At 66.5% G+C, this 25,429-nt stretch carries 33 protein-coding genes; 10 read left to right on the forward strand and 23 right to left on the reverse strand.

What is annotated here, in order from left to right; translation table 11 throughout:
* Positions 1-66 precede the first annotated feature (66 nt).
* On the forward strand, positions 67-273 hold the full coding sequence (locus tag ACP69Z_RS06975) for a hypothetical protein (RefSeq protein ID WP_426266788.1): 207 nt from the start codon (positions 67-69) through the stop codon (positions 271-273).
* On the opposite strand, the gene purQ is transcribed toward ACP69Z_RS06975, so the two are convergent.
* Both purQ and purS read right to left on the reverse strand, forming a co-directional pair.
* Positions 270-941, reverse strand: coding sequence for a phosphoribosylformylglycinamidine synthase subunit PurQ (purQ, locus tag ACP69Z_RS06980; protein WP_426266789.1), 672 nt, complete (start codon positions 939-941; stop codon positions 270-272). The two genes, ACP69Z_RS06975 and purQ, sit on opposite strands and share 4 nt — an antisense overlap.
* Positions 941-1,174, reverse strand: coding sequence for a phosphoribosylformylglycinamidine synthase subunit PurS (purS, locus tag ACP69Z_RS06985; RefSeq protein WP_426266790.1), 234 nt, complete (start codon positions 1,172-1,174; stop codon positions 941-943). Before purS ends, purQ begins: the two co-directional genes overlap by 1 nt.
* 134 nt (positions 1,175-1,308) lie before the next feature.
* Here purS and ACP69Z_RS06990 point away from each other — a divergent pair, with 134 nt between their 5' ends.
* Complete coding sequence (locus ACP69Z_RS06990; protein WP_426266791.1) at positions 1,309-1,458, forward strand: hypothetical protein; 150 nt, start codon at positions 1,309-1,311, stop codon at positions 1,456-1,458.
* Here the strand turns inward: ACP69Z_RS06990 and ACP69Z_RS06995 are convergent.
* The gene (locus ACP69Z_RS06995; protein ID WP_426266792.1) at positions 1,455-2,360 is read right to left on the reverse strand and encodes an NAD-dependent epimerase/dehydratase family protein; all 906 of its coding nucleotides are present in this window, start codon (positions 2,358-2,360) and stop codon (positions 1,455-1,457) included. The two genes, ACP69Z_RS06990 and ACP69Z_RS06995, sit on opposite strands and share 4 nt — an antisense overlap.
* Positions 2,357-3,415, reverse strand: coding sequence for a GTPase ObgE (obgE, locus tag ACP69Z_RS07000; RefSeq protein WP_426266793.1), 1,059 nt, complete (start codon positions 3,413-3,415; stop codon positions 2,357-2,359). The genes ACP69Z_RS06995 and obgE overlap by 4 nt, the downstream gene beginning before the upstream one ends.
* A 130-nt stretch (positions 3,416-3,545) precedes the next feature.
* Here obgE and ACP69Z_RS07005 point away from each other — a divergent pair, with 130 nt between their 5' ends.
* Positions 3,546-3,965, forward strand: coding sequence for an ExbD/TolR family protein (locus tag ACP69Z_RS07005; protein WP_426266794.1), 420 nt, complete (start codon positions 3,546-3,548; stop codon positions 3,963-3,965).
* 13 nt (positions 3,966-3,978) lie between these two features.
* Here the strand turns inward: ACP69Z_RS07005 and ACP69Z_RS07010 are convergent, their stop codons facing one another.
* Both ACP69Z_RS07010 and ACP69Z_RS07015 read right to left on the reverse strand, forming a co-directional pair.
* Positions 3,979-4,206, reverse strand: coding sequence for a hypothetical protein (locus ACP69Z_RS07010; RefSeq protein WP_426266795.1), 228 nt, complete (start codon positions 4,204-4,206; stop codon positions 3,979-3,981).
* 60 nt (positions 4,207-4,266) lie between these two features.
* Positions 4,267-5,031: a sulfite exporter TauE/SafE family protein gene (locus ACP69Z_RS07015; RefSeq protein WP_426268060.1), complete on the reverse strand. Its 765-nt coding sequence runs from the start codon at positions 5,029-5,031 to the stop codon at positions 4,267-4,269.
* Positions 5,032-5,173: 142 nt separating this feature from the next.
* Between ACP69Z_RS07015 and epsC the strand changes: the two genes are divergently transcribed.
* Complete coding sequence (gene epsC / locus ACP69Z_RS07020; RefSeq protein WP_426266796.1) at positions 5,174-5,860, forward strand: serine O-acetyltransferase EpsC; 687 nt, start codon at positions 5,174-5,176, stop codon at positions 5,858-5,860.
* Entirely contained in the window at positions 5,857-6,201 is a 345-nt protein-coding gene (locus ACP69Z_RS07025) for a DUF2794 domain-containing protein (RefSeq protein ID WP_426266797.1), read from the forward strand. Before epsC ends, ACP69Z_RS07025 begins: the two co-directional genes overlap by 4 nt.
* Here the strand turns inward: ACP69Z_RS07025 and ACP69Z_RS07030 are convergent.
* Complete coding sequence (locus tag ACP69Z_RS07030) at positions 6,182-7,276, reverse strand: hypothetical protein (RefSeq protein ID WP_426266798.1); 1,095 nt, start codon at positions 7,274-7,276, stop codon at positions 6,182-6,184. The two genes, ACP69Z_RS07025 and ACP69Z_RS07030, sit on opposite strands and share 20 nt — an antisense overlap.
* A gap of 95 nt (positions 7,277-7,371) precedes the next feature.
* Complete coding sequence (locus tag ACP69Z_RS07035) at positions 7,372-7,683, reverse strand: glycine zipper 2TM domain-containing protein (RefSeq protein ID WP_426266799.1); 312 nt, start codon at positions 7,681-7,683, stop codon at positions 7,372-7,374.
* Between the two features lie 148 nt (positions 7,684-7,831).
* Between ACP69Z_RS07035 and ACP69Z_RS07040 the strand changes: the two genes are divergently transcribed.
* Positions 7,832-8,422, forward strand: a complete 591-nt coding sequence (locus tag ACP69Z_RS07040; RefSeq protein WP_426266800.1) for an SOS response-associated peptidase — start codon at positions 7,832-7,834, stop codon at positions 8,420-8,422.
* 18 nt (positions 8,423-8,440) lie between these two features.
* Complete coding sequence (locus ACP69Z_RS07045) at positions 8,441-8,812, forward strand: hypothetical protein (protein ID WP_426266801.1); 372 nt, start codon at positions 8,441-8,443, stop codon at positions 8,810-8,812.
* Positions 8,813-8,815: 3 nt separating this feature from the next.
* Here ACP69Z_RS07045 and rsmD read toward each other — a convergent pair whose 3' ends face one another.
* The 7 genes from rsmD to ACP69Z_RS07080 form a co-directional block, all read right to left on the reverse strand.
* Complete coding sequence (gene rsmD, locus ACP69Z_RS07050) at positions 8,816-9,349, reverse strand: 16S rRNA (guanine(966)-N(2))-methyltransferase RsmD (protein ID WP_426266802.1); 534 nt, start codon at positions 9,347-9,349, stop codon at positions 8,816-8,818.
* Positions 9,350-9,417: 68 nt separating this feature from the next.
* The gene (locus tag ACP69Z_RS07055) at positions 9,418-10,317 is read right to left on the reverse strand and encodes a TraB/GumN family protein (protein ID WP_426266803.1); all 900 of its coding nucleotides are present in this window, start codon (positions 10,315-10,317) and stop codon (positions 9,418-9,420) included.
* Between the two features lie 37 nt (positions 10,318-10,354).
* Entirely contained in the window at positions 10,355-11,032 is a 678-nt protein-coding gene (locus ACP69Z_RS07060) for a hypothetical protein (RefSeq protein WP_426266804.1), read from the reverse strand.
* Entirely contained in the window at positions 11,025-11,228 is a 204-nt protein-coding gene (locus tag ACP69Z_RS07065; protein ID WP_426266805.1) for a helix-turn-helix transcriptional regulator, read from the reverse strand. The genes ACP69Z_RS07060 and ACP69Z_RS07065 overlap by 8 nt, the downstream gene beginning before the upstream one ends.
* The gene (locus tag ACP69Z_RS07070) at positions 11,225-11,545 is read right to left on the reverse strand and encodes a hypothetical protein (RefSeq protein ID WP_426266806.1); all 321 of its coding nucleotides are present in this window, start codon (positions 11,543-11,545) and stop codon (positions 11,225-11,227) included. The genes ACP69Z_RS07065 and ACP69Z_RS07070 overlap by 4 nt, the downstream gene beginning before the upstream one ends.
* Positions 11,546-11,829: 284 nt before the next feature.
* Entirely contained in the window at positions 11,830-12,663 is an 834-nt protein-coding gene (locus ACP69Z_RS07075) for a TraB/GumN family protein (protein ID WP_426266807.1), read from the reverse strand.
* An 84-nt stretch (positions 12,664-12,747) separates the two neighbouring features.
* The gene (locus ACP69Z_RS07080; protein ID WP_426266808.1) at positions 12,748-13,647 is read right to left on the reverse strand and encodes a TraB/GumN family protein; all 900 of its coding nucleotides are present in this window, start codon (positions 13,645-13,647) and stop codon (positions 12,748-12,750) included.
* A 121-nt stretch (positions 13,648-13,768) separates the two neighbouring features.
* Between ACP69Z_RS07080 and ACP69Z_RS07085 the strand changes: the two genes are divergently transcribed.
* Both ACP69Z_RS07085 and glyS read left to right on the forward strand, forming a co-directional pair.
* Entirely contained in the window at positions 13,769-14,659 is an 891-nt protein-coding gene (locus ACP69Z_RS07085; RefSeq protein ID WP_426266809.1) for a glycine--tRNA ligase subunit alpha, read from the forward strand.
* 104 nt (positions 14,660-14,763) lie between these two features.
* Entirely contained in the window at positions 14,764-16,830 is a 2,067-nt protein-coding gene (gene glyS, locus ACP69Z_RS07090) for a glycine--tRNA ligase subunit beta (RefSeq protein ID WP_426268061.1), read from the forward strand.
* 6 nt (positions 16,831-16,836) lie between these two features.
* Here glyS and ACP69Z_RS07095 read toward each other — a convergent pair whose 3' ends face one another.
* The 7 genes from ACP69Z_RS07095 to cpaB all read right to left on the reverse strand — a co-directional run bounded on the left by ACP69Z_RS07095 (position 16,837) and on the right by cpaB (position 23,749).
* Entirely contained in the window at positions 16,837-17,232 is a 396-nt protein-coding gene (locus tag ACP69Z_RS07095) for a hypothetical protein (RefSeq protein WP_426266810.1), read from the reverse strand.
* Between the two features lie 104 nt (positions 17,233-17,336).
* Positions 17,337-18,335 (reverse strand): type II secretion system F family protein, encoded by a 999-nt coding sequence (locus ACP69Z_RS07100; protein ID WP_426266811.1) that lies wholly within the window; start codon positions 18,333-18,335, stop codon positions 17,337-17,339.
* 13 nt (positions 18,336-18,348) lie between these two features.
* Positions 18,349-19,323 (reverse strand): type II secretion system F family protein, encoded by a 975-nt coding sequence (locus tag ACP69Z_RS07105; RefSeq protein ID WP_426266812.1) that lies wholly within the window; start codon positions 19,321-19,323, stop codon positions 18,349-18,351.
* Between the two features lie 43 nt (positions 19,324-19,366).
* Positions 19,367-20,641 carry a pilus assembly protein CpaE gene (locus ACP69Z_RS07110; protein WP_426266813.1) on the reverse strand — a complete coding sequence of 425 codons (1,275 nt, stop codon included), beginning with the start codon at positions 20,639-20,641 and terminating at the stop codon, positions 19,367-19,369.
* On the reverse strand, positions 20,641-21,246 hold the full coding sequence (locus tag ACP69Z_RS07115) for a CpaD family pilus assembly protein (protein WP_426266814.1): 606 nt from the start codon (positions 21,244-21,246) through the stop codon (positions 20,641-20,643). The genes ACP69Z_RS07110 and ACP69Z_RS07115 overlap by 1 nt, the downstream gene beginning before the upstream one ends.
* A 26-nt stretch (positions 21,247-21,272) precedes the next feature.
* Entirely contained in the window at positions 21,273-22,712 is a 1,440-nt protein-coding gene (locus ACP69Z_RS07120; protein WP_426266815.1) for a type II and III secretion system protein family protein, read from the reverse strand.
* A gap of 2 nt (positions 22,713-22,714) precedes the next feature.
* On the reverse strand, positions 22,715-23,749 hold the full coding sequence (gene cpaB, locus ACP69Z_RS07125) for a Flp pilus assembly protein CpaB (RefSeq protein WP_426266816.1): 1,035 nt from the start codon (positions 23,747-23,749) through the stop codon (positions 22,715-22,717).
* A gap of 161 nt (positions 23,750-23,910) precedes the next feature.
* On the opposite strand from cpaB, the gene ACP69Z_RS07130 reads away from it, so the two are divergent.
* Positions 23,911-24,978 carry an NAD(P)/FAD-dependent oxidoreductase gene (locus tag ACP69Z_RS07130; protein WP_426266817.1) on the forward strand — a complete coding sequence of 356 codons (1,068 nt, stop codon included), beginning with the start codon at positions 23,911-23,913 and terminating at the stop codon, positions 24,976-24,978.
* Here ACP69Z_RS07130 and rnhA read toward each other — a convergent pair.
* A complete protein-coding gene (gene rnhA, locus ACP69Z_RS07135) occupies positions 24,975-25,421 on the reverse strand; it encodes a ribonuclease HI (RefSeq protein WP_426266818.1) in 447 nt (148 codons plus the stop codon). The genes ACP69Z_RS07130 and rnhA overlap by 4 nt on opposite strands.
* Positions 25,422-25,429 lie beyond the last annotated feature (8 nt).

Consider the following 25,429-nt stretch of genomic DNA (forward strand, 5'->3'; position numbering starts at 1 on the left):
GGCTCAAGTATTCATCTTTCATTCACGGCCCGACGCGTGTATTAACGCCGCAAGACAGGGGTGTTTATGCGCGTTTTTCTCAGCTTCTGCGTCGCGGCATTGGCCTTAACGGCCACTCCTGCACAGGCGGCCAAGATCGTCATCCTGACCGATCCCATGACGCTTGAGCGGCGGGTCGTGGTGATCGAACAGGCCGGGCCCGATCGCATCTATCTGTGCGCCACGCCGCCAGCGACCTCGGGCTGCCGCGACGTGACACCGCAGGCGCGCTAAGCCGCCGCGAGCGCGCCGACCAGGCTTTCGAACAGCCTGCGCCCATCCTCATTGCCATGCGCCGGCTCGGCCGCGCGTTCCGGATGCGGCATCATGCCGAGCACGTTGCCGCAATCATTCACCAGGCCCGCAATGTCGTTGGCCGAGCCATTGACCGTGCAGGCATAGCGGAACACCACCCGACCCTCGCCCTCGATCCGGGCTAACGTCTCGGCATCGGCCTGAAAGTTGCCGTCGTGATGGGCGACCGGGATGCGGATCGATTCGCCCTCGGCATAAGCGTTGGTGAACATGGTACGGTTGCTGGCGACCGTGAGGTCGGCGTCCTTGCAGACGAACGTCAGATTGGCATTGCGCATCAGCGCGCCCGGCAAAAGCCCGGCTTCGGTCAGCACCTGAAAGCCGTTGCAGATGCCGAGCACGGGGCGGCCCTTGCCGGCTTCCTCGACCACCGCCTGCATGATCGGCGAACGGGCAGCCATCGCGCCCGAGCGGAGGTAATCGCCGTAGCTGAAGCCGCCAGGGACGGCGATCAGGTCGAGCCCGGCCGGAAGCGCAGTCTCGCGGTGCCACACCATCTCGGGCCGCTGACCGGTGGCGCGTTCCAGCGCCACGGCAAGATCGCGGTCGCAGTTGGATCCGGGAAAGACGAGAACCGCGCTCTTCATCAGCCGAGCCGCTCGATCTTGAAGTTCTCGATCACCGTGTTGGTGAGGAGCTTGCGGCACATGTCCTCAATCGCCGCATCCTCGGTACCGTCGGCAAGGTCGAGTTCGATCAGCTTGCCCGCGCGCACGTCGTTGACGCCGCTAAAGCCGAGGCCTTCCAGCGCATGGTGGATCGCCTTGCCTTGCGGATCGAGTACGCCCGGCTTCAACGTCACCAGAACCCGCGCCTTCATGGCTTACACTCCCGCCTGCTTGAAATCGGTGCTTTGACACGCGGCCTATGGACAAGGGATAAGAGTCTAGCAAGCATTGCAGCGGAAACTGCAGGGCGCCACGGGGATTGCCGCGGGCCGGGGAGAGCGTGCCAATGTCCTATCTCGCGACTGCGATCTTCCTTGGCCTGTTTCTGGTCGGGCCGACGTATTTCGGCTGGTCCGATCCCAGCGGCAGGGTGAGCCTGGCGTTGCTGTCGACCTTCCTCCTGGGCGCCGTCGCCGGCTACAAGGCGAAGGGCTAGAGCCAGCCCTGCCGCTCGTACCAGCGGGCGGTCTGGGCAAGGCCCTCGGGCGTCGCGATCTCGGCGCGCCAGAGGTTTGCCGGTGGCCGCCGGACGGGATCGACGGTCCAGTCGGGATGGCAGAAATACGCAGCGCGATCCTTGGTAAGCTTGGCCTTCCGGCCGCGCAGCATCCCGTCGATCCTGGCACCAAGCCTGACCAAGCCGGCCGGCATTGAGAGGGAAAGAGCGCGGCGGTCCTGTGCGGTTGCAAGAGCGACGGCGAATTCGCGGTGGGTCCACCCGTTGGGGCGGCCGTCGTCAGGCTCGACGAGGAGCTTCGAGGGAGCGCCCTCGGCCGCCAGCGCCAGCAGAAGCCGCGACAGGTCGTCGGCGTGGATCAGGCTGATCCGTCCTTTGGGGGGAAGCGGGACCAGTCCAAGGCGCGCGGCCTTGAACAGGTCCAGCGTTTCGCGGTCGCCTGGGCCGTATACCGCTGGTGGCCGCACGATCGCCCAGTCGAGGCCGCTGCGCTGTACCAGTTCTTCGCTCCGCGCCTTGGATGCGCCGTAGAGCGACAAACTGGGCTCACGCGCAGCGAGGCTGGAGACGTGGACGAAGCGGTGCACGCCAGACGCGGTGGCGGCGGCGAGGAGGGCGAGGGTGCCGGTGACGTTGCCGGCCTCGAACCCCGCCGCATCAGGCGCGCTGATGACACCCGCGACGTGGATCACCGCGTCGGCACCATCGACCAGTCGCTGCAACGCCTGCCGATTGTCGAGCACGCCCTGTACCCAGGAGACGCCGTGCCGCTCGTTCTGGGAGCGGCGGGTCAAGGCAGTCACCTCATGGCCCTGCTCAACCGCAAGGCGCAGCAGGCGGGCGCCGACGAAGCCGGTACCGCCCGTGATCGCAAGCCTCACAGGGGCGACCAGCTCTTTGCCGGTTCGTCCGTGTCCGGCTGTTCTTCGTCCGCGTCACCGTCGAGGCGCCCGCCGAGGTGCTCGGACAAGGCATCGAGCACCGGCTCGAGCCCGATCTCTGCCGCTGCCGACAGGGCAAGCACGGGAAGACCGCTCGCGTCGGCAAGCTCCGCCGAAAGCGCCTCGACCAGCTCGGCGTCGATGGTGTCGACCTTGTTCAGGGCCAGCACCACCGCTTTGTCCTCCAGCCCGGCGCCGTAATTCTCCAGCTCGTCGCGGACGATGCGGTAGCTGGTGGCGACATCCTCGTCCTGGCAATCGACAAGGTGCAGCAGCACGCGGGTGCGTTCGATATGGCCGAGGAAGCGGTCGCCGATCCCGGCGCCTTCAGCCGCGCCTTCGATCAGGCCGGGAATATCGGCCACCACGAACTCACGGCCCTGATGGCTGACCACGCCGAGCTGCGGACGAAGCGTGGTGAAGGCATAGGCGCCGACCTTGGCGTCGGCATTGGTGACCGCATTGATGAAGGTCGACTTGCCGGCATTCGGCAATCCCACCAGCCCGACGTCGGCCAGCAGCTTCAGTCGAAGCCAGACGTACATCTCCTCGCCCGGCCAGCCCTTCTGGTGCTGCCGCGGGGCGCGGTTGGTGGATGTTTTGTAGGTGGCATTGCCGCGCCCGCCGTCGCCGCCTTTCAGGAACACCAGCCGCTCACCTTCGGTGGTGAGGTCGGCGAGCAGCGTGCGCTCTTCGTCATCGGCAAGGATCTGGGTGCCGACGGGCACCTTGATGACGAGGTCCTCGCCATAAGCACCGAAGCGGTTGGAGCCGGAACCGCCCTTGCCGCGCGGGGCCCGGAAGTGCTGGGTATAGCGGAAATCGATCAGCGTATTGAGGCCGGGCACCGCTTCGAACACGATGTCGCCGCCCTTGCCGCCGTTGCCGCCGTCGGGCCCGCCATATTCGATATATTTTTCGCGCCGGAAGGAGACCGCGCCGGGTCCACCCGCGCCCGATCGGACGAAGATCTTGGCCTGGTCAAGGAAATGCATGGGCGAGCCCTTAGGCGTTTGCGCCCGAAAAGGCCATCAGCAGCGATTGGTCGGGACAGATCATGCTACTTGCCAAACAACCCTCGTCATGAGACGTTACATTATCACGTCGCTAACGAAGAGGTGAGTCATGGTCAGCCACGCATCTGCCGCAGCAGCCTCCGAGCCGATGATGGACCTCAACACCACGCCGCTGATCGACATCATGCTGGTGCTGCTCATCATGTTCATCATTACCATTCCGCCCCAGAGCCATGCCGTGAAGCTCGACCTGCCGATCGGCAAGCGCGACCTGCAGCCCGACCCCTTGCGCAACAAGGTGGTGGTGACGCAAGCCGGCCGCTTACTGTTCAACGGCGCGGCCGTGACCGCTCCCGAGCTCACGACCTTGTTCGAGCGCATGGCGCAGCTGCCGAGCCAGCCCGAGCTGCAGCTTCAACCCGCCCCTGCCGCTCCCTACGGCGCGGTGGACGAGGTGCTGGTGCGGGCCAAGCGGGCGGAGCTGACGCGGCTCGGCTTTGTCGGCAACGAAGCCTACCAGCGCTTCTGAGGCATCTGCGCCGTCAGCCCGTGCGGGCGCTGGCGACGAAGCGGCGGGCGATCTCGCGAACGGCGTTGTCATTACCCGTGCCGTCCTTGGCCGGGTCGCCGAGGTGATTGATGCTCACGTCGATGCGGTCGAGAAGGCCAGGGTGCTGCGCTTCGACGTGGCGGACGACCTGGAACAGGATGTGCTCGGCCGCCATTTCCCGCTGGCGGGCTTGGACGGCGCTTTCGGATGGTTGGGTCATGCGAGACGGAGCGTCCGGTGCACGAGCGCGGTTCCGGACCCTCGCCTTTGGGTCAGGTGCTCAGGCGAGCAGGCGCCACAGGCCCCAAGCGCTGGTCGCGGTCAGCACGGCACCGACCAGCACCAGCAGCTTGTCCGCTTCGACCCGCTTGGCGATAATGGCACCCAGCGGAGCCGCCAGCACGCCGCCGATCAACAGGCCAGTGATGGCGGTGCTGAACGCTTCCCAGCCGAGGGTGAAGAGAAAGGTCGCCGAAATAGTCAGGGTGACCACGAACTCGGCGGTGTTGACGGTGCCGATGGTGAAGCGCGGTTCGGTGCCCTGAACCATGAGGTTGGAGGTCACCACCGGTCCCCAGCCGCCGCCGCCCGCCGCATCGAGGAAGCCGCCGACCAGTCCCAGCGGCTCGACCACCCGGGCCGGGCGGATGACGTGACGGTGGGTCCAGCCGCGCCACAAGAGGATCAGCCCGAGCGCGGCGAGATAGGCGAGGACCACCGGGCGGGCGATGTCGGCATGGATATTGCTCAGCACATAGGCGCCGAGCGCGCCGCCGATCGCGCCGGGAATGACGATCCGCAGGAACAGCCGCCAGTCGACATTGCCGTGGGCGATATGGTTGGCGGCGCTGATCCCGGTGGTGAAGATCTCCGCGGTGTGGACGCCTGCGCTGGCGACCTTGGGCGGAACGCCCATGCCGACCAGCAGAGTCGAGCTGATGACACCATAGGCCATGCCAAGCGCGCCATCGACCAGCTGGGCGGCGAAACCGATCAGGATGAAGGGAAGAAGGACCGACGGATCGGCAAGAAGGTCGGCGAGGATGTGGGTCGGCCTTTCCAGTTGCGGTGCCCCCATGCACCAGCCGACACCGCTCGCCTAGAGCATTGCCCGTTGCACGCCTTTGCAACCGGGCCGGGAGGACATACATTCACGCTGAACAGTCACGGCCGCGAAGGACTCCTGCTTGGCGTTTGCCCTCCTTGATTACCTCGACAGCGTGAAGGAGCGGGATCCCGCTGCACGCAGCCGGTGGGACGTCATCCTCTATCCCGGTGCCTGGGCGCTGCTGTACCACCGCGTCGCGCATTGGTTGTGGGGTGGGCGCCTGTTCTGGCTGGCGCGCTTCGTCAATCATTGGAGCCGGATGGTGACCGGGATCGACATCCACCCGGGCGCGACCATCGGCCGCAATTTCTTCATCGACCATGGCTTCACCGTGATCGGCGAGACCGCGCTGATCGGCGACAATGTCACCATCTATCAGAATGTGACGCTGGGCGGGACCAATCCTTCGACGGGGATCGGCGGCAAGCGCCACCCGACCCTGGAAGACGGGGTAGTGATCGGCTCGGGCGCACAGGTGCTGGGTCCGATTACAATCGGTGAAGGCGGGCGAGTCGGCGCCAATGCGGTGGTGACCAAGGATGTGCTGCCGCGGACCACCGTGGTCGGCATCCCGGCGCGGCCGGTGCCGGTCGACCTGGTTCACTACAGCCCGGGCTTCATCCCTTATGGCACGCCGTGCGGCGAGGATGTCGATCCGCTGCGCGCGCGGCTGTCCACGCTGGAAGAAGAGCTGGCCGAGCTTCGGGCCGAGTTAAAGACGCTTCGGGCGCGGGGAGAAGCCCTGCCGGAGAGCAAGGCTTCGTGAGCAGCGTCACCCCTTTTCCGGTGCGTCCCGACCGGAAAGCCGTCACCGCTTTCGACCGGGTCGAGCTGCAGCGCATCCTCGACCTCTACGGGCGGATGGTCGCGGCCGGGCACTGGCGCGATTATGCGATGCAGTTCGCCCCCGACCTTGCCAGCTTCGCCGCCTTCCGCCGCGCTGCCGAGCGGCCCGAGATCCGCATCGAAAAACGCCCCTCGCTTCGGTTGAAGCAAGGGGCGTGGGCGTTGGTCGGTGAACATGGTGCCATTCTCAAGCGGGGCCAGGAGCTCCAAGGCGTCCTGGCCCCGCTCGAGCGGCGCCTCCTCAGGCTGGTTGAGGATTAAGGCTCGGCAGGTGGCCGCGTAGGCTGCCCGGCAGTCGGCCGACCACCGCGGCGCGGGCCTGGTGCCAGAAGGCCGATAGCAGAAGCAGGGCCGAGCCGATCACCAGCGCCGTCAGTGCGATGTTGAGGCTGACTGCGCCGAACTGCTCGAACAGCTTGTTCATGGCGAACAGCACGTAAGCGAGCGCGGACACCAGCAGCGCGCGGCGATCGATCGCGAGCGCCGCAATGCCAAGCGCGACGTATATCGCAATCACCACCAGCCCTTCGCCGATGCTCGCATTGCCGTCATTCAGGCCGAGCAGGGTGAAGACCGGGTGCACGATCATCGGCGCCGCCAGGAGATGAAGCCAGAAAGCGACGTCCGAGCGGCGCGAGATGCGGGCTGGGTCCGAACTGTCCCAGCGCATGGCGTAGAGGAACACGCCGATCCCGAGCACCAGGACCACGCCGAGGACGATGTTGAGCGTGCTGGGCGTGTCGCCGATGATGGCGCCGATCAGCGCGACCACGATCCCGGCGACGGAAGCGGCGCCGGCAGCAACCGTGATCGGCACCCGGAAGCGCTTCCAGTGAACAAAGGCGGCGACCGCGCCGGCCGATGCAGCAGCGGCACCGATCAGGCCGGCCACCCACGCTTGCTGCCCGGCTTCGAGCTCAGGCGCCGCGAACAAGGTCACGAGGGTCAGGCCGACACTCCCCACGACGCCGCCGACAAAGGTCAGCAGCAGGAGGATCGAGGGCAGCGCCATACGGCGGCGCGCAGTGAAGAAGAGCGCGAGACCCCACGATGTCGCGGCAACCAGCGCCGGGGCAAGCGGCGAGGGCCCGCGTTCATCCACGACGAAGCCAAGGTTCTGGCCGATGCTCTGGCCGATCCATCCGACTGCAAACAGCAGGATGGCCGCGGCGATCGAGACGAAGATGTCGTTGAAGCCGGTGATCAGCCGGAAATGCTCTTCATCGACCGCGGGCGAACTGCGTTGGCGATCGACAAAGGCGCGGAGTGAGGCCGCCGACTCGGGCGTGATCGCGCCCGAAGCGACGGCGTCGTCAAGATCATTCTGGCTGTACATGCAAAGACACCTCCCTGTTGCGCTGCAGGATACAGGGAGGTGTCTTGTTGTGTCAATACACTAAGCTGCTGCGGTGGGCAGCAGCCCCGGTGGCCTCAGCGGCAGACGTACCGCTTGCGGCTGCGCTCGACTTCGCGGCCGAGGAGCGCACCAGCGGCAGCGCCGAGGATGGTGCCGGTGGCGCGGCTGCCGTTGGTGTCGATCGCGCGGCCGACCAGCGCACCGCCGGCAGCGCCGATGATCAGACCGGTGGTGCCATTGTTGCGGCGGCAGCGCAGACGGCCCTGGCCATCGTACCAGGTCTTGCCGTTGTAATAGCGCTGCGCTTCGGCCGGCGCGGCCACGGTCAGGGTGGCGGCAGGAACGGTAAGACCCGCGGCGGCAATCGCCATCATCATGTTCCGCATGATTGTTCTCCTGTTTCTCATTGCGGTTTCGCTTGAACTCGTCTGGACCTTTCAACCTGAACGGCCGGGCAATGGTCGACGTGGTTAAGCGAAGAATAATGGCTTAACGGCGAGACGATCCGTGAGATCCGACGAGGCGAGGCGACCCATGTGCAATCTGTATTCCATGACCGCCACCGTGGACGAGATGAAGCGGCTGTTCGGCCCCTTCGAAGGCGAGCGCGACAACCTGCCTCCGTTTGGCGAAATCTATCCCGGAAAGCCCGCGCCAGTGCTCCGCCGCACGAGTGAAGGTGCGCTGAAACTCGAGATCATGGAGTGGGGTTTCCCCGGGCCAGCCGCGGCCAAGGGGCGGCCGGTGACCAATATCCGCAACCTGGCAAGCCCATTCTGGCGGAGTGCGCTGGGTCGCCCCGACCGGCGCTGCGTGGTGCCGGTCACCCGCTTTTGCGAGTGGGAAGGGGAGAAAGGCTCCAAGCGCAAGGTATGGTTCGGGCTGCACGAAGGCGCCGATCCCTTGTTTGCCTTCGCCGGGCTGTGGCGGCCGGGCGAGGGCGGGGTGCCGTACATGGCCTTTCTCACTTGCGAGCCGAACGCGGTGGTCGGGGCCGTCCATCCCAAGGCGATGCCGGTGATGCTGCGCGCCGCCGATGTTCCGACATGGCTCGACAGCGAAGCGGCAACCGCCTGTGCGCTTGCGGTGCCCTATGCCGACGCCGATATGTGTCGCCTGCCGTAACGAAGAACAGGGATAGCCATGGCCAAGGACAAGAAAGCGAAAAAGGCTCACAAGGGCGACGAGGCGGAAGCGCCCAAGGTGAAAAAGGCCAAGGCGCCCAAGGCCGACAAGGCCAAGAAGCACGACGGCGACCACGCCTCACGCCCGCATCCGCTGGAAGCCCTGTCACGGCTTGCGGATCACCCGCTGGTGTCCGAACTTCTCGCGGCCGGGGCGCTGGCCGCGGTGGCGGCAGTGGCCGAAGCGGGCGCGCGCGATCCGCATGCCGTGAAATCCGCCGATAGCGCCAAGAAGGCCGGCAAAGCGGCCGCAGCGGCGATCGGTGCTCGGCTGCTCAAGGAGTTCAACAGCGGCAAGTCGGCTGCCAAGGACGGCGCCGACAAGAAGTAGCGCTCAGCCCTGCAGCAACGTGAGCCGGGCGGGGCCGGTGTCGCGCTCGGCATCGAGGCGGAGCGTGCCCGGCTCGACGGTGTCGCCTCGCGCGGTCTCAATCGCCAGCCAGCCGCCCTTTGCGAGCCAGCCGGCCTGCTCCACCGCAGCGCGAACCGCGTTGCCGGATCCGGCGGCGTAAGGCGGATCAGCGAAGATGAGGTCGAAAGGCGCAGCGACAGGTGGCAGCTTCAGCGACGAGCCGGCGAGGAGCGTGATCTCGGCGCCGAGGGTTGCGGCATTGGCGGCGATGGCCTTGCGCGCCGCGGCATCGGTCTCGACCAGCGTCGCATTTGCAGCGCCGCGTGACAGAGCTTCCAGCGCCAGCGCCCCGCTGCCGGCGAACAGGTCGGCGACGCTAAGATCATCGAAGCTGCCGATCCGGCTTGCCAGCATCGAGAACAACGTCTCGCGCGTGCGGTCGGCGGTGGGACGGGTGGAAAGCGAGGTCGGCGCCGCGATGACCCGGCTCCGCCACTTGCCGGCGATAATCCTCATGGGCGCCTGTTAGGCGGACGGGGTGGCAGCGGGAAGGGGAAGCTTTCCCCCTCCCGCGCTGGTCGGGCTCAGTACTTCACCCGGGCCGTCTTGATCCCCGACTTGGCGAGGTAATCCTGGACGCTGTTCTTGCCGGCGAGGTGGCCCGCGCCGACCGCGACGAACACGGTGCCCGGCGTCTTCATCCGCTCCTCGATCCACTTGGCCCAGGTCGCATTGCGACCGGTCAGCATCAGCTGGTGCATCGCCGGGCTTTGGGTCTCCATCTCGTTCATCATCGCGGCAAGGCCCTCGGCATCGCCGTTGTTCCAGGCCTTGGTCATCTTGGCAAAGGTCTGTTCCATGTCGCCAAAGGTGGCAGCCGTATGTTCAAGCATCTTGATCTGCTCGGCCTCGGGCAGCTTGTCGAACAGCTGCATCTGGAATTCCATGGTCTCGAGCTGATCGACCGGCTTGCTGCTGCTCTTGGCGGCGGCAGTGATCACCGCTTCGGCGCCCTGCTCTCCGGTCTTGCCGACCTTCTGCATGCCAAGCGCGGCGAGCACCATCGAGGCCGCGAACGGCTTCATCGGCTCAACCATCGCGGTCGTTCCGCCGACGCTGGCCAGCGCTGCCGCAAGGTCCTTCTTGCCCTTTTCGCTGAGCTTGGAGGTGAGCGGCTTGCCGTCGGTCGCCATCCAGTACTTCTGCACCAGCGGCGCCATTTCGGCCGGGTTCTCCGGCTTCACGATTTCGAAGTAGACCTTGCTCGAACGATCAAACGCGGCCTTCACTTCGTCGTTGAACCAGTCGGTCTTGCCGTCCAGCGCGTGAAAGGTGCCGAACAGATAGACGGTGGTGTCGCTGTCCTTGACCACCCACAAGGCGGGATCGGTGTCGGGCAGCTTGGCCGGTGCCGTTTGGGCCATGGCCGGGGCGGCGAGGCCGAGTGCGGTGCCGAGCAGGATGGATCGAACGAAATTCAACATGGTGGTTCTCCCTTGAATGAATGAATGAATGAAGGCGTCAGCGGAACTTGAGCCAGGCCCAGACCGTGAAGTTGATGCAAAAGGCGGCAAGCAGGAGGAGCATGGCGGTGCCGATCCCGATTGGTGCGATAAGACCGCCGCGGGCGAGCAGCCAGGCGAATGGAAGGGCAAGCGCCAGGAAATAGAAGGCGAGGCTGTTGGCCCAAAGATAGGCCTGCTGTTCGTGGTCATCGATCGAGCGGTGATAGGCAACGAGGCCGCCCCCAAGCGCAATCACCAGCGTCGCCGCGGCAATGCCGGCGAGAAGGGGATCGAGCGGAGCGTTGCTGAACAACGCTTCGTGCGGCTTGGCATTGCTGGCCGCGCCCAGCAGGACGCCAATCGGCATTCCTGTAAACACCAGCAACGTGATCATCTTGGTATAGCGCCGCTCGTAGGCGCTGCGGTCGGACCGCCGCCAGTGAGCAGACAGCTTCCAGCCGAGCCAGCCGAAGGCAAGCGCCAGCACCAGCGCCGCAACCATGGCGCCAAGGGCGAGGGGCTTGATCGTGCCGCGCTCGATCACGGCAAACGTGAGGCCGATCGCCACGCCGACGCAGAAGACCAGGCCGATGGTGGTGACAACGAGAAGGGCGATGCGGACCGGCCAGGACAGCCGGTCCGCCCATTTGCTGGCGGCCGGGGCGGAAGGGGAAGCTGCGGCAAGGTCAGTCATGGTCGGCCTCATCGGAAAAGATCTGCTCGATCGGCTGCGCGAACAGCCGGGCAAGTTTGAACGCGAGGGGGAGCGAGGGGTCGTACTTGCCGGTCTCGATGGCGTTTACCGCCTGGCGGGAAACGTCGAGATGCGCGGCCAGCTCGGCCTGGCTCCAGCCACGCTCGGCACGAAGTACGCGGAGGCGGTTGTTCATTCGCCCTCCGCATCGCGGGCTTCCAGCGTTGCGCTGGTCTTGCTCCAGACCAGCACGGTTGTCGGCAGCAATGCGGCTAAGAGAGCGAAGTAATAGCCGATGACATTCCAGTGGCGAATAGTGGTCGGCACCCACCAGCCGTTGTCGGTAGCCGCGCCCAGGTAGAGAAGGGAGAAGACGACCACGATCGTGAAAGCTGGGTAAGCTCGCTCAAGCGCCAAGCGGCGGTGGCTCAGTTCGAATTCGTCCAGCTTCTTGCCTTGGCCGCTCGCTACTTTCTGCAGGCGGGAGACGAGCACCACCAAGGCGACGATCATAGCGCTAAATCGCAATACAGAACCGGTCAGATCACTGCTCAGCCCCACTGCTTCAAACCCCCATTCGAGGGCGCGCCGACCGGGTACGCCACAAGGGCGAACAGCGTCAGCCAGCGTAAGGTGGCGGCTCGTGGGTCGGGTGTGACGTCGAGGTCGAAACGCGTGCGATACATCGGGACGCCTGTCATGCAAAGCTGACTTGTTGTCAGGTCTACTTGACTAAGGCGAGTCGCAATGCGTGTCAAGTGTCCTTGACTTTATGTCAGCATCGCTTGACGTGGAGGTCAGTTGATCCGACCGGTCCTGATCCCGTTGGCCGCGAGCTTCGCCTGCACGCTGTCGGCGCCGACGAGATGGCCGGTGCCGACCGCGACGAAGACCGTGCCAGGCTGCTTCAGCCGCTGCGCGATCCAATGGGCCCAGGCCGTGTTGCGGTCGGTGAACAGGCGGCGATAGGCTTCGGGCGACTGGCGGCGGACTTCACCGACGACGGCTTCGATCGGACCGCTGTCGCCGGCGTTCCAGCGGTCCACCATGGTCCGAAGATAAGGGGCGAGGGCGGGGGCAGGGGCGGGGACCGCGACGTGGCTTGCCGCCGCAGCCGGAGCCGCGGGCCGGGCCGGGGAGGGTAGCGACTGATACATGCGCAACTGCTCGTCAAAGCTTTCAAGACCGATCATCGGCTTGCCCGAGGCATCGGCCGCCCGTGCAAGTACCATGTCGGCGCCATAGCGGACGCTGAGCCCCGCCTGCCGGGCCGACTGGATCGCGACCTTGGCGACGGTCAAGCCAGAGCCTTCGGGGGCGGCAACGGTGGTGGCAGGGCGCTCGGCCGGGATCAGGGTTTCGAGAACCAGGGTCGAACTGGCGTCAAAGGCGCGGCGGACCGCATGGTCGAACCAGTGAGCAACGCCGTCATGAGTGTGGATGGTGCCGAACAGGTAGATGGTCGTGTCCGCGTCGCTTACCACCCACAGGGATGGCCGCGCGCACGAGGCTGCGTCATGAGGCGGATCGGCGGGCGCCTGCGCCGCGGCGGGTCCTGCCGCAGCCAGGGTCAGCCCCGACAGGGCCACGAGCAACTGCCGAACGCCGCGCGTCCAGCCCATCCGATCCATAGACGACCCCCCGGTCTTCCATCTTAGAAGGGGAGTGTCGCTAGCCGGTGAACTCGTGTCAACGTCTTGATAGGCGTGAGAAAATCACTGCACCCGAGTGACTTTCAAGCCACGCTTCTGAAGCATCGCTTGGACCGAGTCTGCGCCCGCCAGATGCCCTGCGCCCACCGCCACCATGACCGTGCCCGGCTGCCCCATCCGGCCTTCGATCCAGCGGGTCCAGTTGGCGTTGCGCTGCTTTAGCAAGAGTTCGGCCATCGCCGGGCTGCCGGCCATTTCGGCGTTGAAGCTGCGGGCGATGGCGGCGACGTCGCCGCGGCCCCACGCGCTCAGCATGCCGCCGAACTGCTTGCCAACCGCTTCCGGGCTTTCGAGCGTGCCGAGCAGCAGCGCCTGCTGCGCGCTTTCGGGCAGACGATCGAAGAACCGCAACTGCTCCTCATTGGTCTCGAGCTGGTCGATCGGCTTGCCGGCGGCCGCGAAACGCGCCTTGAGCTTCATTTCGACGCCTTCTTCCTGCTTCAGGTCCATTGCGCCGAACTGCGGGCCAAGCAGCGCCAGCGCGACGGCCCACGTCTCCATCTTGTCGAGCGCGGCCGGCGCAATGTGGCTGCGCGCAATGGCGGTAGCGAGGGCCGCCCGCTTGTCGCTCGGCACGCGGTCGAGCACCGGCGGCAGGCCCGGCGTGGATGTCGCCAGCCGCATCATGGTCGCCGCAAATGGGGCGGGATTGGCGGTGTCGACGATGGTTTCGACGACCAACCCTTGCGATTCCTCGGCTGCGCGCTCGAACAGCGGGCTTACCCAACGGGTGCCCTGCGGCAGGAGGTGGATGGTGCCGAACAGATAGACGGTGGTGTCCCCGTCCGCGACCTTCCACAAGGCGGGCTTGGGATCGGACAGCAGACGTGCCGGCGCTGCCCCGGCCGTGGCGAGACCCAGCGCCGCAAGTCCCTTGGCAATCCAGTTGAACTTCAGACCCACATTCGTCTCCTGCTACACCCGCGCCGCAACGGTGGGTTGGCCGGGTGGCACCGTTCCGGCGCGTACCCAGAGATGGGAGCCGCTTGCCCCGCTGCCAAGCTCCGGCCTATGGCCCGCGGCCATGACCGCGCCTGCGCCCCTCAGCTTCCAGGACTTGATCCTGACCCTTCACCGCTACTGGTCCGAGAAGGGCTGCCTGATCCTTCAGCCCTATGACCTGGAGATGGGCGCCGGCACCTTTCACCCGGCAACCGTGCTGCGCGCGCTCGGCCCCGAGCCATGGAACTGCGCCTACGTCCAGCCGTGCCGCCGCCCGACAGACGGGCGCTATGGCGAGAACCCCAACCGGCTTGGCGCCTATTATCAGTATCAGGTGATGCTGAAGCCGAGCCCGCCCGACCTCCAGCAGCTGTACCTCGACAGCCTGACCGCGATCGGGATCGATGTCATGGCCCACGACATCCGCTTCGTCGAAGACGATTGGGAAAGCCCAACGCTGGGCGCCTGGGGCCTCGGCTGGGAAGTGTGGTGCGACGGGATGGAGGTGACGCAATTCACCTATTTCCAGCAGGTCGGCGGGTTCGACTGCTCGCCGGTCGCGGGCGAACTCACCTACGGGCTGGAGCGGCTGGCGATGTACATCCAGGGCGTCGACAACGTCTACGACCTGAAGTTCAACAGCCCGTCCCCAAGCGGCTGGCAGGCGACCTATGGCGACGTCTTCCTCGCCAACGAGAAACAGATGAGCGAATGGAATTTCGAGGTTGCGGGGACCGAACGCCTGTTTGATGCCTTCCGGAAGGCGAGCGAAGAATGCCAGAACTGCCTCGACCGCAAGCTCGCGATCCCGGCGTACGAGCAGGCGATCAAGGCCAGCCACATCTTCAACACGCTGCAAGCGCGCGGGGTGATCTCGGTCGCCGAGCGGCAGGCGTATATCGGCCGCGTCCGCGATCTGGCGAAAGCGGCGTGCGGCGCCTGGCTTGAGAGCCAAGGGGAGAAAGCGGCATGAGCGCCGGTTCCACCCGCGAGCATGCGCCGCTCGACCCGGCGCCGGTCACGCCGACCCAACGCGACTTCCTGCTCGAGCTCCTGTCGGAGGAAATCCCGTCGCGGATGCAGGGGCGCGCCCGCAACGACCTCGCACGGATGTTCGGCGAGGAGCTGGCCAAGGCCGGGCTCGAAGCGGACGAGATCGACACCTTCGCGACGCCGCGCCGGCTGGGCCTGATCGCACGCGGCCTGCCGCTGGCGACCGCGGCGGTGAGCGAAGAGCTTAAGGGTCCGCGCGCTTCCGCGCCGCCGCAGGCGCTGGAAGGCTTCCTTCGCAAGACCGGGCTCAGCCAGGATCAACTGGTCGAGCGCGACGGCGTCTTCTTCGCCGTGATCGACAAACCGGGCCAGCCCACCGCCGCGGTGCTGGGCGCGGCGATCGAGCGGATCATTCGCGATTTTCCCTGGCCCAAGTCGATGCGCTGGGGCGCGGCCTCCGCGAGCAACGCCTCGCTGCGCTGGGTGCGCCCGCTGCAGGGGATCGTCGCGCTGCTCGGTGACGAAATCGTGCTGGTCGAGGTCGAAGGCCTCGCCAGCGGCGCGACCACCGTCGGCCACCGCTTCCATCACCCGGGACCGATCACGCTCGGCGGCGCGTCCGACTATGCCGAGAAGCTGCGCGCCTGCCATGTCATTGTCGACGCCGACGAACGCGCCGCGATCATTCGCGAACGCGCCCGGGCGCTTGCCGCCGACGCCGGGCTGACCCTGGTCGAGGACGAAGGGCTGGTGGCGGAGAACGCGGGCCTCACCGAATGGCCGGTGCCGCTGCTCGGCCGCTTCGACGCCGATTATCTCGACGTGCCGCCCGAGGTGATCCAGCTCACCGCGCGCACCAACCAGAAGTATTTCGTCCTTCGCGACGACAGCGGCGCGCTGGCCCCGGCCTTCATTTGCACCGCCAACATCGAGGCTAGCGATGGCGGCGCGGCGATCGTCGCGGGCAACCAGCGGGTGCTGGCGGCGCGGCTCAGCGATGCGCGCTTCTTCTGGGAGCAGGACCTCAAGATCCCGCTCGACGAGCAGGCGAAGAAGCTGTCCGGAATCGTCTTCCACGAGAAGCTCGGGACCGTCGCGGAGCGCGTGGGGCGCATCGCCGATCTCGCCGAATGGCTGGCGATCGAAGCGGTGGTGCCCGGCTGCGACCCCGACCACGCCCGCCGCGCGGCCGAACTCAGCAAGGCCGACCTCGTCACCGGCATGGTCGGCGAGTTCCCCGAATTGCAGGGCCTGATCGGCGGCTACCTCGCCGCAGCGCAGGGCGAGCCCAAGGCCGTCGCCGACGCGGTGCGCGATCACTACAAGCCGGTCGGGCAGGGCGACGACGTGCCGACCGCGCCGGTCACGGTGGCGGTGGCGCTCGCCGACAAGCTCGACACGCTGCGGGCCTTCTTCGGCGCCGGCATGCCACCGACCGGCAGCAAGGACCCGTTCGCGTTGCGCCGTGCGGCGCTGGGCGTGATCCAGATCGTCACCGGAAACGGCCTTCGTCTGCCGATTGCCGAAGGCGACCTCCTCGACTTCTTCGCCGACCGTCTCAAGGTGCAGCAGCGGGAGGCGGGCGTCCGCCACGACCTGATCGACGCGGTATTCGCGCTCGGCGGTGAGGACGATCTCGTTCGCGTTCTTGCCCGCGTCGCGGCGTTGCAGGCGTTCGTCGAAGGGGGCGACGGAGCCAATCTCCTCGCTGGCTACAAGCGGGCCGCCAATATCCTCAAGAAGGAAAATTGGGACCTTCCGCGGGTCATGGCCGACCGGGGCGAGCAGGCGATCCCGCAGACCGGCGAGGAAGATCCGCTGGTCGAGGTCGATCAAGCGCCCGAACTTGCCGCCTCGATTGCCGGGCAGGCGTCAGGCTCCGAGCTGCCGGCCGACGCACCCGGCGAAGAGCGGGCGCTGATCATGGTGCTGGATGAGGCGGAACCCCGCGCGCGCCAGGCAGTGGAAGCGGAGGATTTCGCCGCCGCGATGGCCGCGCTGGCGTCCTTGCGCGGGCCGATCGACGCCTTCTTCGACAAGGTCACGGTGAACGACGCCGACCCGGCCGTCCGGCGCCGGCGCCTCAACATCCTCGCCCGCTTCCGCAACGCCGTTCACGGCGTCGCGGATTTCTCGCGGATCGAGGGCTAGGCCGCCTTAGCGGCGATCGCCGTCCAGGGGGCGGCGGTCGTAATTGTCCGGCACGCCATCGCGGTCGAGATCGCGGCGCGGCGCCGACAGATCGTCCGGGTGACGGTCGCGCAGGCGGTCGTCGACATAAGGATCGGTGCGCGCGGCGGGGGCCGACACGGCTGCGGCCCGGGCAGCGGCCTCGCGGCGGTCGGCCTCGTCACGCAATTCCTTTTCGCGGGTCGCCCAGGTCGTCTCGCGCTCCTTGTCGCGGGTCTCCAGCGCCTTTCGCGCGGTGACCTCCTCGTTGTAGCGGGTCTTCCACTTGCGGCGTCCACCGCTGGTCATCCACATGCCGACCAGCAGGCCGAGCACGAAAACAAGACCGAGGATGATCCATTGGTCGGTGGTGAAGTTCGTCATGGGGCTGGTCCCTGTCAGGATGCGGTTGCGTAACGACCATTACGACAAAGGGCGGCCGATGGTTCCCCACCGACCGCCCTTGGCCGCCCACAATAACCTCAGGCTTAGCCGCCGCCGATCATGCTGTCGCTGATCGAACAGGCCGCCGGGCCCAGAATGACCACAAACAGCACCGGCAGAATGAACAGGATGAGCGGCACGGTCATGATCGCCGGAAGGCGTGCAGCCTTTTCTTCGGCGCGCATCATGCGCTCGTTACGGAATTCGGCCGACAATACGCGCAGTGCCGAGGCGAGCGGCGTGCCGTATTTCTCGGTCTGGATCATGGTGGTGACGACGCCGCGGACCGCTTCCAGGTCGACCCGGCTGGCGAGATTGTCGAACGCCTGCCGCCGCTCGTTGAGGAAGCCGAGTTCGATCGACGTCAGGCCGAATTCGTCGCCAAGCTCGGGATAAGCCTTGCCCAGTTCGCGCGCGACCCGGCCGAAGGCGGCGTCAACGGTAAGACCGGCTTCGGCGCAGATGACCAACAGGTCGAGCGCGTCGGGAAGACCCTTGCGGACCGCCGCGCTGCGCTTGTTGATCTTGTTCTTCAGCCACAGGTCCGGGGCCTTGTAGGAGCCGATCAGGGCGCCCGCGACCATCGCATACTTCTTGAACGCGCCCCAGTCGGGAAAAGCGTCGAAGACGTAGACGGAAAGGATCGCGGCGCCGCCCAGGACCACCGGCAGGATCAGCCGGCCGAAGATGATGAAGAAGGCGAGATCCTTGGTGCGGATACCGGCCTGCAGCAGCTTGGTCTGGATTTCCTGAAGCTGGCTGTCCTGCACCATCTTGAAGGTGGACAGAATGCCGCGGACCTTGTCGGCTGCCTGGTTCTTGTTGATCAGGCTCTTGCGTTTGTTGGTCGAGGCAACAATGCCCGCCTTGAGCTGCTCGCGGCGCTCGTTCAGCGCCTTGACGCGGCGGGCCATCGGGTCGCGGACCGTGGTCGCGGCATAGATGGCGATCATTACCGCCATCGTCGCGACGCCCGTCAGCAGGGTCGCAAACCAGATGACGTCGACGCCGAGGAGAGTGGGCCCGGAGGCTGCGGGTTGCATGGTGCTGTTGCCCCTAGATCTCGAAGTTGACCATCTTGGCCATGACGGCGACGCCGATGCCCATCCACACCATCGCGCCCACCCCGGCGACGATCAGGCGCTCGTCCGAGAAGAAGCCGCCCATGTAATTGGGGTTGAGCATGTAGACCATGACGAAGACGATGAAGGGGAGGGCGCCGACGATCATCGCCGAGGCCTTGGCTTCGGAGCTCATGGCCCGGATCTTGAGCTTCATCTGCGCGCGCTTGCGGAGCACGTCGGCAAGGTTGGACAGGGTTTCCGCCAGGTTGCCGCCGGTCTCGCGCTGGATGGCGAGGGTGATGACGAAGAACTGGAATTCCGGCGTGCCCAGGCGATCGGCGGTTTCCTGAAGCGCGGCTTCCATGGTGAGGCCGATCTTCATCTTGTCGCTGACCGCGCGGAACTCGACCCCGACCGGACCCTTGACCTCGGCCGACACGATGCTGAGCGTTTCCGTGATCGGCAAACCCGAGCGCAGACCGCGGACCATCAGCTCGATGGCATCGGGGAAGTTGACGTTGAAGGCCTTGAGCCGTCCGGTGATCATCTTGCCGATGACAAGATGCGGAACCCCGATGCCGATGAATATGGCGAACAGCATGGACAGCAGGAAGGGCGCGCCGCGCGACAGCATGAGGCCGGCGACCACCACCACCAGACCAAGGTTGATCACCGCATAGCGGCCAAGGCTGATCTGGCGGCCGGTCTTTTCCAGTCGCAGCTGCATCACCGCGGGCTTGGGAACCAGGCCGGAGGCGAGGCTCTCGACCTTGGAATCCTTGCGCGACAGCAGCTTGCGGATCTGGGCGTTGGCAACCGCCGGCAAGGCATTCTCGCCATGCCGCTCGCGCACCGCTTCCAGGCGCCGCTTCAGGGCCTTGCCCGAACTCGGGCCCGACAGGGCGACGAAGAGCATGCCAAGCATGGCCACCACGCCAAAGCCAAGAAGCATCAGGGTCAGGGACATGCCGGCATCCTCATCTGTTTATCGCGCGCCGTGTTGACGGCTCTTACGCGGCGGCCTTGGCCGGCTGCTTGGCGAGCATGCCCTTGAGGCTGGTCATCAGCGACTTGGACTGGGCTGCGGCCGCGAGCTTGGCGGCGTCGCCGGCGCCTTCCTCGGTCGCGTGGCTCAGCACCATGTTGCACAGCTGGCTGAAGGGCGCCGCGGCCTTGCCGCTAGCGATTTCCGCCATCGGCTTGCCGAGCTTGGCCGCCTGCGCGGCAAGCTTGGGATCGGACGCCAACTGCACGTCCACCTTGCGCTCGATCGAGTCCTGGAAGTCCTTGAGGGAGATTTCCAGCCCGCCGCCCGAGGGCACCTGATTGGCGACCATGATGACCTTGGTTTGTGGCGCATTGCTCTTGAGCCAGGCGAGCACGCGAATGGTATCGCGGGTCGAGGCAAGCGTCAGGTTGCTGACCACCACCGCAACATGGGCGTCGTGCACCATGTGCGAATATTGGATCAGCATGTTGCGCGGCAGGTCGAGGACCGTGGCCTCGAACGCGTTCTTCATTTCTTCCTGTAGCTGGAAGTAGGCCGTCCCGTCGGTGATCAGCGGCTGGTTGATCGGCGCTTCGGCCGACAGCACGCTCAACCGCTCGTTGGCACGGACCATGGCGCGTTCGATGAACAGGCCGTCGATGCGGCTCGGGTTCTCGATCGCATCGGTGAGACCGCGGCCGGGCTCGAGGTCGAGCGCCAGCGCGCCGGTGCCGAAGTGGATGTCGAGATCCAGCAGCGCAGTGGAACGCTGTGCCTTGGCACCCAGCAGCCAGGCGAGGCTGGTGCTGAGCGTCGAGGCACCGACCCCGCCGCGAACGCCGATCACCGCCGACATGATGTGCGGCTTGTCGGTCTGCGCTTCGCCGCGCGGACCTGACAGGATCATCTGGGCATTGGCGAAGGTGTCACGCAGTTGGTCGACGCTGAACGGCTTCAGCAGATAGTCGTGGATGCCACTGGCGAGGAGGTCGCGGTACAGGCGCACGTCATTGACGCCGCCGGCCGCGATCACAATCGTGCCTGGTTCGCACACTTCGGCCAGCGCGTTGATGTCGTTCAGCGGGTCGGCCGATTCCGACAGGTCCACGAACAGGATGTTCGGGGAAGCCGAGACCGACAGCGACTGAACCGCGTTGCGCAGCCCGCCCTTGTTGACCTTCTCGGGGCTCCAGCCATGCTCCACCGCGACCGGGCGAAGCACCTCTGCGGTGGCATCGTCGCAGACGAAAGCGGTGAACGGATCACGCAAACCTGCGCGGGGATTGGGCGCGTTCATCAATTGCCTCCCTTGGCGGCCTTGGCCCGATAGCTTTCGATGGCCTTGTTGCTGAGCACGGGATCGGCGATGCCGGACGGCTCACGCCCGCTGACGAGATCGCCGGGATTGGCGATCATGGCGGCCAGATTGCCGCTGACAGCGCAGCCGAAGTTGCTCATCATCTCGTTGGAGAAGTTCGGATTGCTTTCCCGCGACCAGTTCGGACAATTGGGAACCGATGCGCGGGTGCGGCTGACCACAACCCGCACGGCGCCCGGCGGGATGACGCCCGCTGTCACCGGGCTGCCGTCGGCAAGCAGCAAGCCATAGCGACCCGCAAGCCGTGCAACGTCCGGCCGGGCTGCGGCGGAATCGATGCCATCAACGCTGACCACGTCGCCGTAGCCGAGCTCCAGGCCGCGGAACCAGGCGTCGAGCCGGGCCGCTTCCTGGGCGCCGAGGCTGCCGCCGGGAGCTGCCGCGTCGAACACATAGTCGGCACGGCTGACGACCGGCTGGTTGACCGGGATGAGCCCGCGTGCGGGGCGGTCCTCGCCGCGATGCACCTGGCATCCAGCAAGTGCCACTGACCCCAGCAGCAGAAGTGAAAGCTTGTTGATCATGCTCACGTCCTTGTTTCTGGGGTCGCTTAGAGCTTGAAGCCGGGCGCCGGAGCGGCAGCCGCTGCACCGGTGGCAAGGGCAGGCGCCGGCAGCTTTGCCACCGCCTGCGGCCCCGACACGCCCTTGAAGGTCTGGCCTTCGAGGATTGCAGTGCCGTCATGCGGAACGCGGTAGCCATCGAGCGGCGTCGGAAGACGGCCGTTGACCGGGCGAACCAGGTACGGAGTGACAATGATCACCAGCTCGGTCTCCGAGCGCCGGAAGCCCGACGAGCGGAACAGCGCGCCCAGGATCGGCAGGTCGCCGAGAACCGGCGCCTTGCTGATGTTGTTGGACGCATTCGACCGCAGCAGGCCGGCGATCATGAAGCTCTGACCGGAGCCGAGTTCCAGCGTGGTTTCGGCGCGCCGGGTGATCAGACCCGGAATGTCGAAGCCGCCGAGGCGAAGGCCGGTGTCGTTGTTGAGCTCGCTGACCTCTGGTTTCACCCGCATCGAGATGCGGCCGTCGGCCAGCACGATCGGGCTGAACATCAGGCCGACGCCGTAGCTCTTGTATTCGATCGAGACCGCACCGCCGACACCCTGGCTGACCGGGATCGGGAATTCGCCGCCGGCAAGGAAGCTTGCCGTCTCACCCGACAGGGCAGTCAGGTTCGGCTCCGCAAGGGTGGTCGCAAGACCGTCTGTCGCAAGCAGGTCGAGCGTGCCGATGAGATCGAGCCCGAACAGTCGTCCCGCAGCGCCCAGCGACAGGCCAGCGCCCTTGGCGGCGATGTTCAGCGGGGAACCCGGAGCCGGGGTCGGGGCGCCACCTTGCGCAACGCCGAACTGAAAGCCGCTCGTCGAGTCGCGGCTGAGCAGGTTGACGCCGATCTGCTTCAGTGCCGAGCGGTTCACTTCGGCGATGCGGACCTTGAGGTTGACCTGCAGCGGCACCGCGGTGCGCAGACGAGTGACCACCTGCGTACCGTCGCCGATGTAAGCCTGGACCAGGCGCTGCGCTTCGGCGGCATCCTCGGGGCTGGCGACCGTTCCGGTCAGCAGCACGAGGTTGTTCATCGGGGTCGCCTGAATCTGCGATTCGGGCATTGCCGCGCGCAGCATCTCGTCGACCGAGCCGACGTTGGTGCCGACCCGGACATTAGCGGCGTACACCACCCGGCCCGACTTGTCGGTCGCGTAAACGGTGGTCTCACCCCGGCCCTTGCCGAAGATGTAGAGCTGGTTCTGCGAGCGAACCTGCACATCGGCGACGGCGTCGTTGGAGATGAACAGATCGCTCATCGGGGCCGACAGGCGCACCATGGTGCCGGTGCCGACCGAGATGTTGAGCGTTTCCGACGGACGCGCGGCCATGGGCTGTGCGGCGGCCGGGGCGGCGGCTAGGCTCAGCGCCGAAGCGCCGAGGGCCAGGGCGGCAAAGGCCGAAGCCACCCGCCCAAAGGACTTGTTACCCTTGCTCATCTTTAGCGAGCCCCCACTGGAACGAAGCTGACATTGTTGCCGCGGGCGACGCGGACGGTCGGACCGACCGGACCCGCCGGAGCAGCGCCTGGCGCCGGGGCCGGAGCCTGCGGAGCCGGAGCGGCGGCCGCGCCGGGCGACGGAGCGGCGGCAGTGCGGGCAGGGACCGAGCGGCGCTGGAAACGCGACACGTCGCCGCCGGTGGCAAAGGTCGGCGAGCTGTCCATCGGCTGGCTGGCCATCGCCATCAGCATGCGGCGCTCTTCGGCCGGGTTGGCACCTGCGGGCACCTTGACCTCGCCGGCGGCAACCATCCGCTCGAGCTCCGACTGGTTGTCGGCGATGCTGCGCAGCGCGAGGCTGAGCTGACCCAGGTTCTGGGCGACCGCAATCTTTTCGGCGATCTTGGGCGTCACTTCAAAGGTGACGTTGCCGAAGCTGGCGACAGTCGGCTTGCCGTCCTCGCCCACACGATTGGTGACCTGGCCCGTGGCAAGCACGCGCAGGTTGCGGATGATCGTCTCGGAGACCTTGAGCGGCGGACCATCGCCGCCGCCCGTGACCGTCTGGGTCAGGACCATGTCGACGCGGTCACCCGGGAAGACGAAGCCGGCTACGGCCGCGATGTCACTGACCGGCACCGTGACGGCACGCATGCCGGGGGTCAGGGCCGCGGCGAGGAAACCGCGATCCTGCGGACCGACCAGCTGGCCGCGGGTCACCGGCTGGCCGGCGGTGATGGCGCTGCGCACCACCATGCCGATCATCTTGGCCGGATCGGCGTCTGGGCCGCCTTCCGTGTAATAGGCTTGCTGAACCAGTTCGGCGGGCCAGGGCTGGTAGCCAAAGCTTTCGGCATCGACCATGGCGCCCACCGGAAGCGGCTTGCGCGCAACCAGGATCTTGGGGCCCATCGGCACGGCGGCCGCTTCTGCCTGCGGAGCCGAAGCGCCTGCAAACATGTTCTTGGCCATCACGGCAGTAACCGCTGCAACCAGCAACGCTCCCACCAGAAGTGCAATCTTCTTCACATCCATGGCGACACCCCGCCCCTTCCTCGAAACTCGCAGGAAACCCTTTGAATGGGGAACAGATCGGCCAAAATGGTTAAGATATGGTTCGGCGAACTGCAGCTTGGGCGTCTTCCTTGCGCGGCCACTGGACGGCGCAGGGGCCAAGGCCGTAACCGGCACGCAGCATGAGCAAGGTCGAGCTACTGATCGTGGGCGGAGGCATCGCGGGCGCCAGCCTCGCTGCCGCCATCGCGGGCCGCCGGCGCACCCTGCTGATCGAAGCCGAAAGCCAGCCAGGCTACCACAGCACCGGCCGCTCCGCCGCCTTCTGGCACGAAGGCTATGGCGGTCCCTTTGTCGCTCCCTTGAGCCGCGCCAGCCATCCTTTGCTGGAAGCCGGCGGCTACCTGTCCCCGCGCGGTGCCATCCACCTTGCCCGCGACGGCGATGAGATCGAGCTGGTCGAGGGTGTGTCGGTGCGGCCGCTCGACCGCCTGGATCTCGAGAACAGGCTGCCCGGCCTTCGCGCGGAATGGACCCACGGCGCCGACGAGCCGTCGCTCGCCGACATCGACGTCGCGAGCCTGCACGCCGACTTCCTCGCCGCCGCGCGCCGGGCTGGCAGCGAGATCCGCACTGACGCCCGTTTCGCTTCGGCCCGCCGCGGGACCAGCGGATGGACGGTCGCGCTGGACGGTGGCGGGATCATCGAGGCGGACTGCATTGTCGATGCGGCAGGAGCGTGGGGCGATGCGGTGGCGCAAGGCTGCGATATCGCGCCGCTCGGTCTCGCACCCAAGCGCCGCACCATGGTCCAGCTCCGGCTAGGCCGCACCGGGCTGCGTCACCTGCCCTTGGTGGTAGGGGCCGACGGCAGCTTTTACTTCAAGGGCGAGGGCGATCGCTCGATCTGGCTCAGCCCGCATGACGAGATCGACTGCGACCCATGCGACGCGGCGCCCGAAGAGCTCGACATCGCGCTGGCGATCGATCGCTTCCAGTCCGTGGTCAACTGGTCGGTTGAAGCGGTGGAGCGCCGCTGGGCGGGTCTTCGCACCTTTACGCCAGACCGGGTGCCGGCCATCGGCTTTGCGGCCGGCCGAACGGATTTCTTCTGGTGCGTGGGGCAGGGCGGCTTCGGCATCCAGACTGCGCCCGCCGCCGCGCAGATGGGCGCGGCTCTGCTGCTTGGCGAAGGCGAGATGCCGGACGGGGTCGATCCCGCCGTCTACGATCCCACGCGCTTCGCCTAGCCGCGCACGCTTTCCGCCGCGGCGCAGGCAAGCTGGTCGACTCGCTCGTTCTCGGCGTGGCCGGCGTGGCCCTTGACCCATTTCCAGGTGATCTGATGCGGCTCCACCGCCGCGCACAAGGCTTGCCACAGCTCGACATTCTTGACCGGCTTCTTGTCCGCCGTGCGCCAGCCGTTGCGGCGCCAGTTGTGGACCCACTTGGTGATGCCGTCCTTCACATACATGCTGTCGGTCGATAGCGTCACGCGACACGGCCGGGTCAACGCCTCCAGCCCCTTGATCGCGGCCATCAGTTCCATGCGATTGTTCGTGGTCGGATTCTCGGCGCCCGACAGCTCCCTTTCCTTCGCCCCCATGCGCAGCAGCGCGCCCCAGCCGCCGGGACCCGGATTGCCCTTGCAGGCGCCGTCAGTGAACAATTCGACGTGGGGAAGCTCGCTCATCCGCTGCC

It is taken from the genome of Sphingomonas sp. LHG3443-2 (assembly GCF_049896405.1).
Classification (GTDB): Bacteria; Pseudomonadota; Alphaproteobacteria; order Sphingomonadales; family Sphingomonadaceae; genus Sphingomicrobium.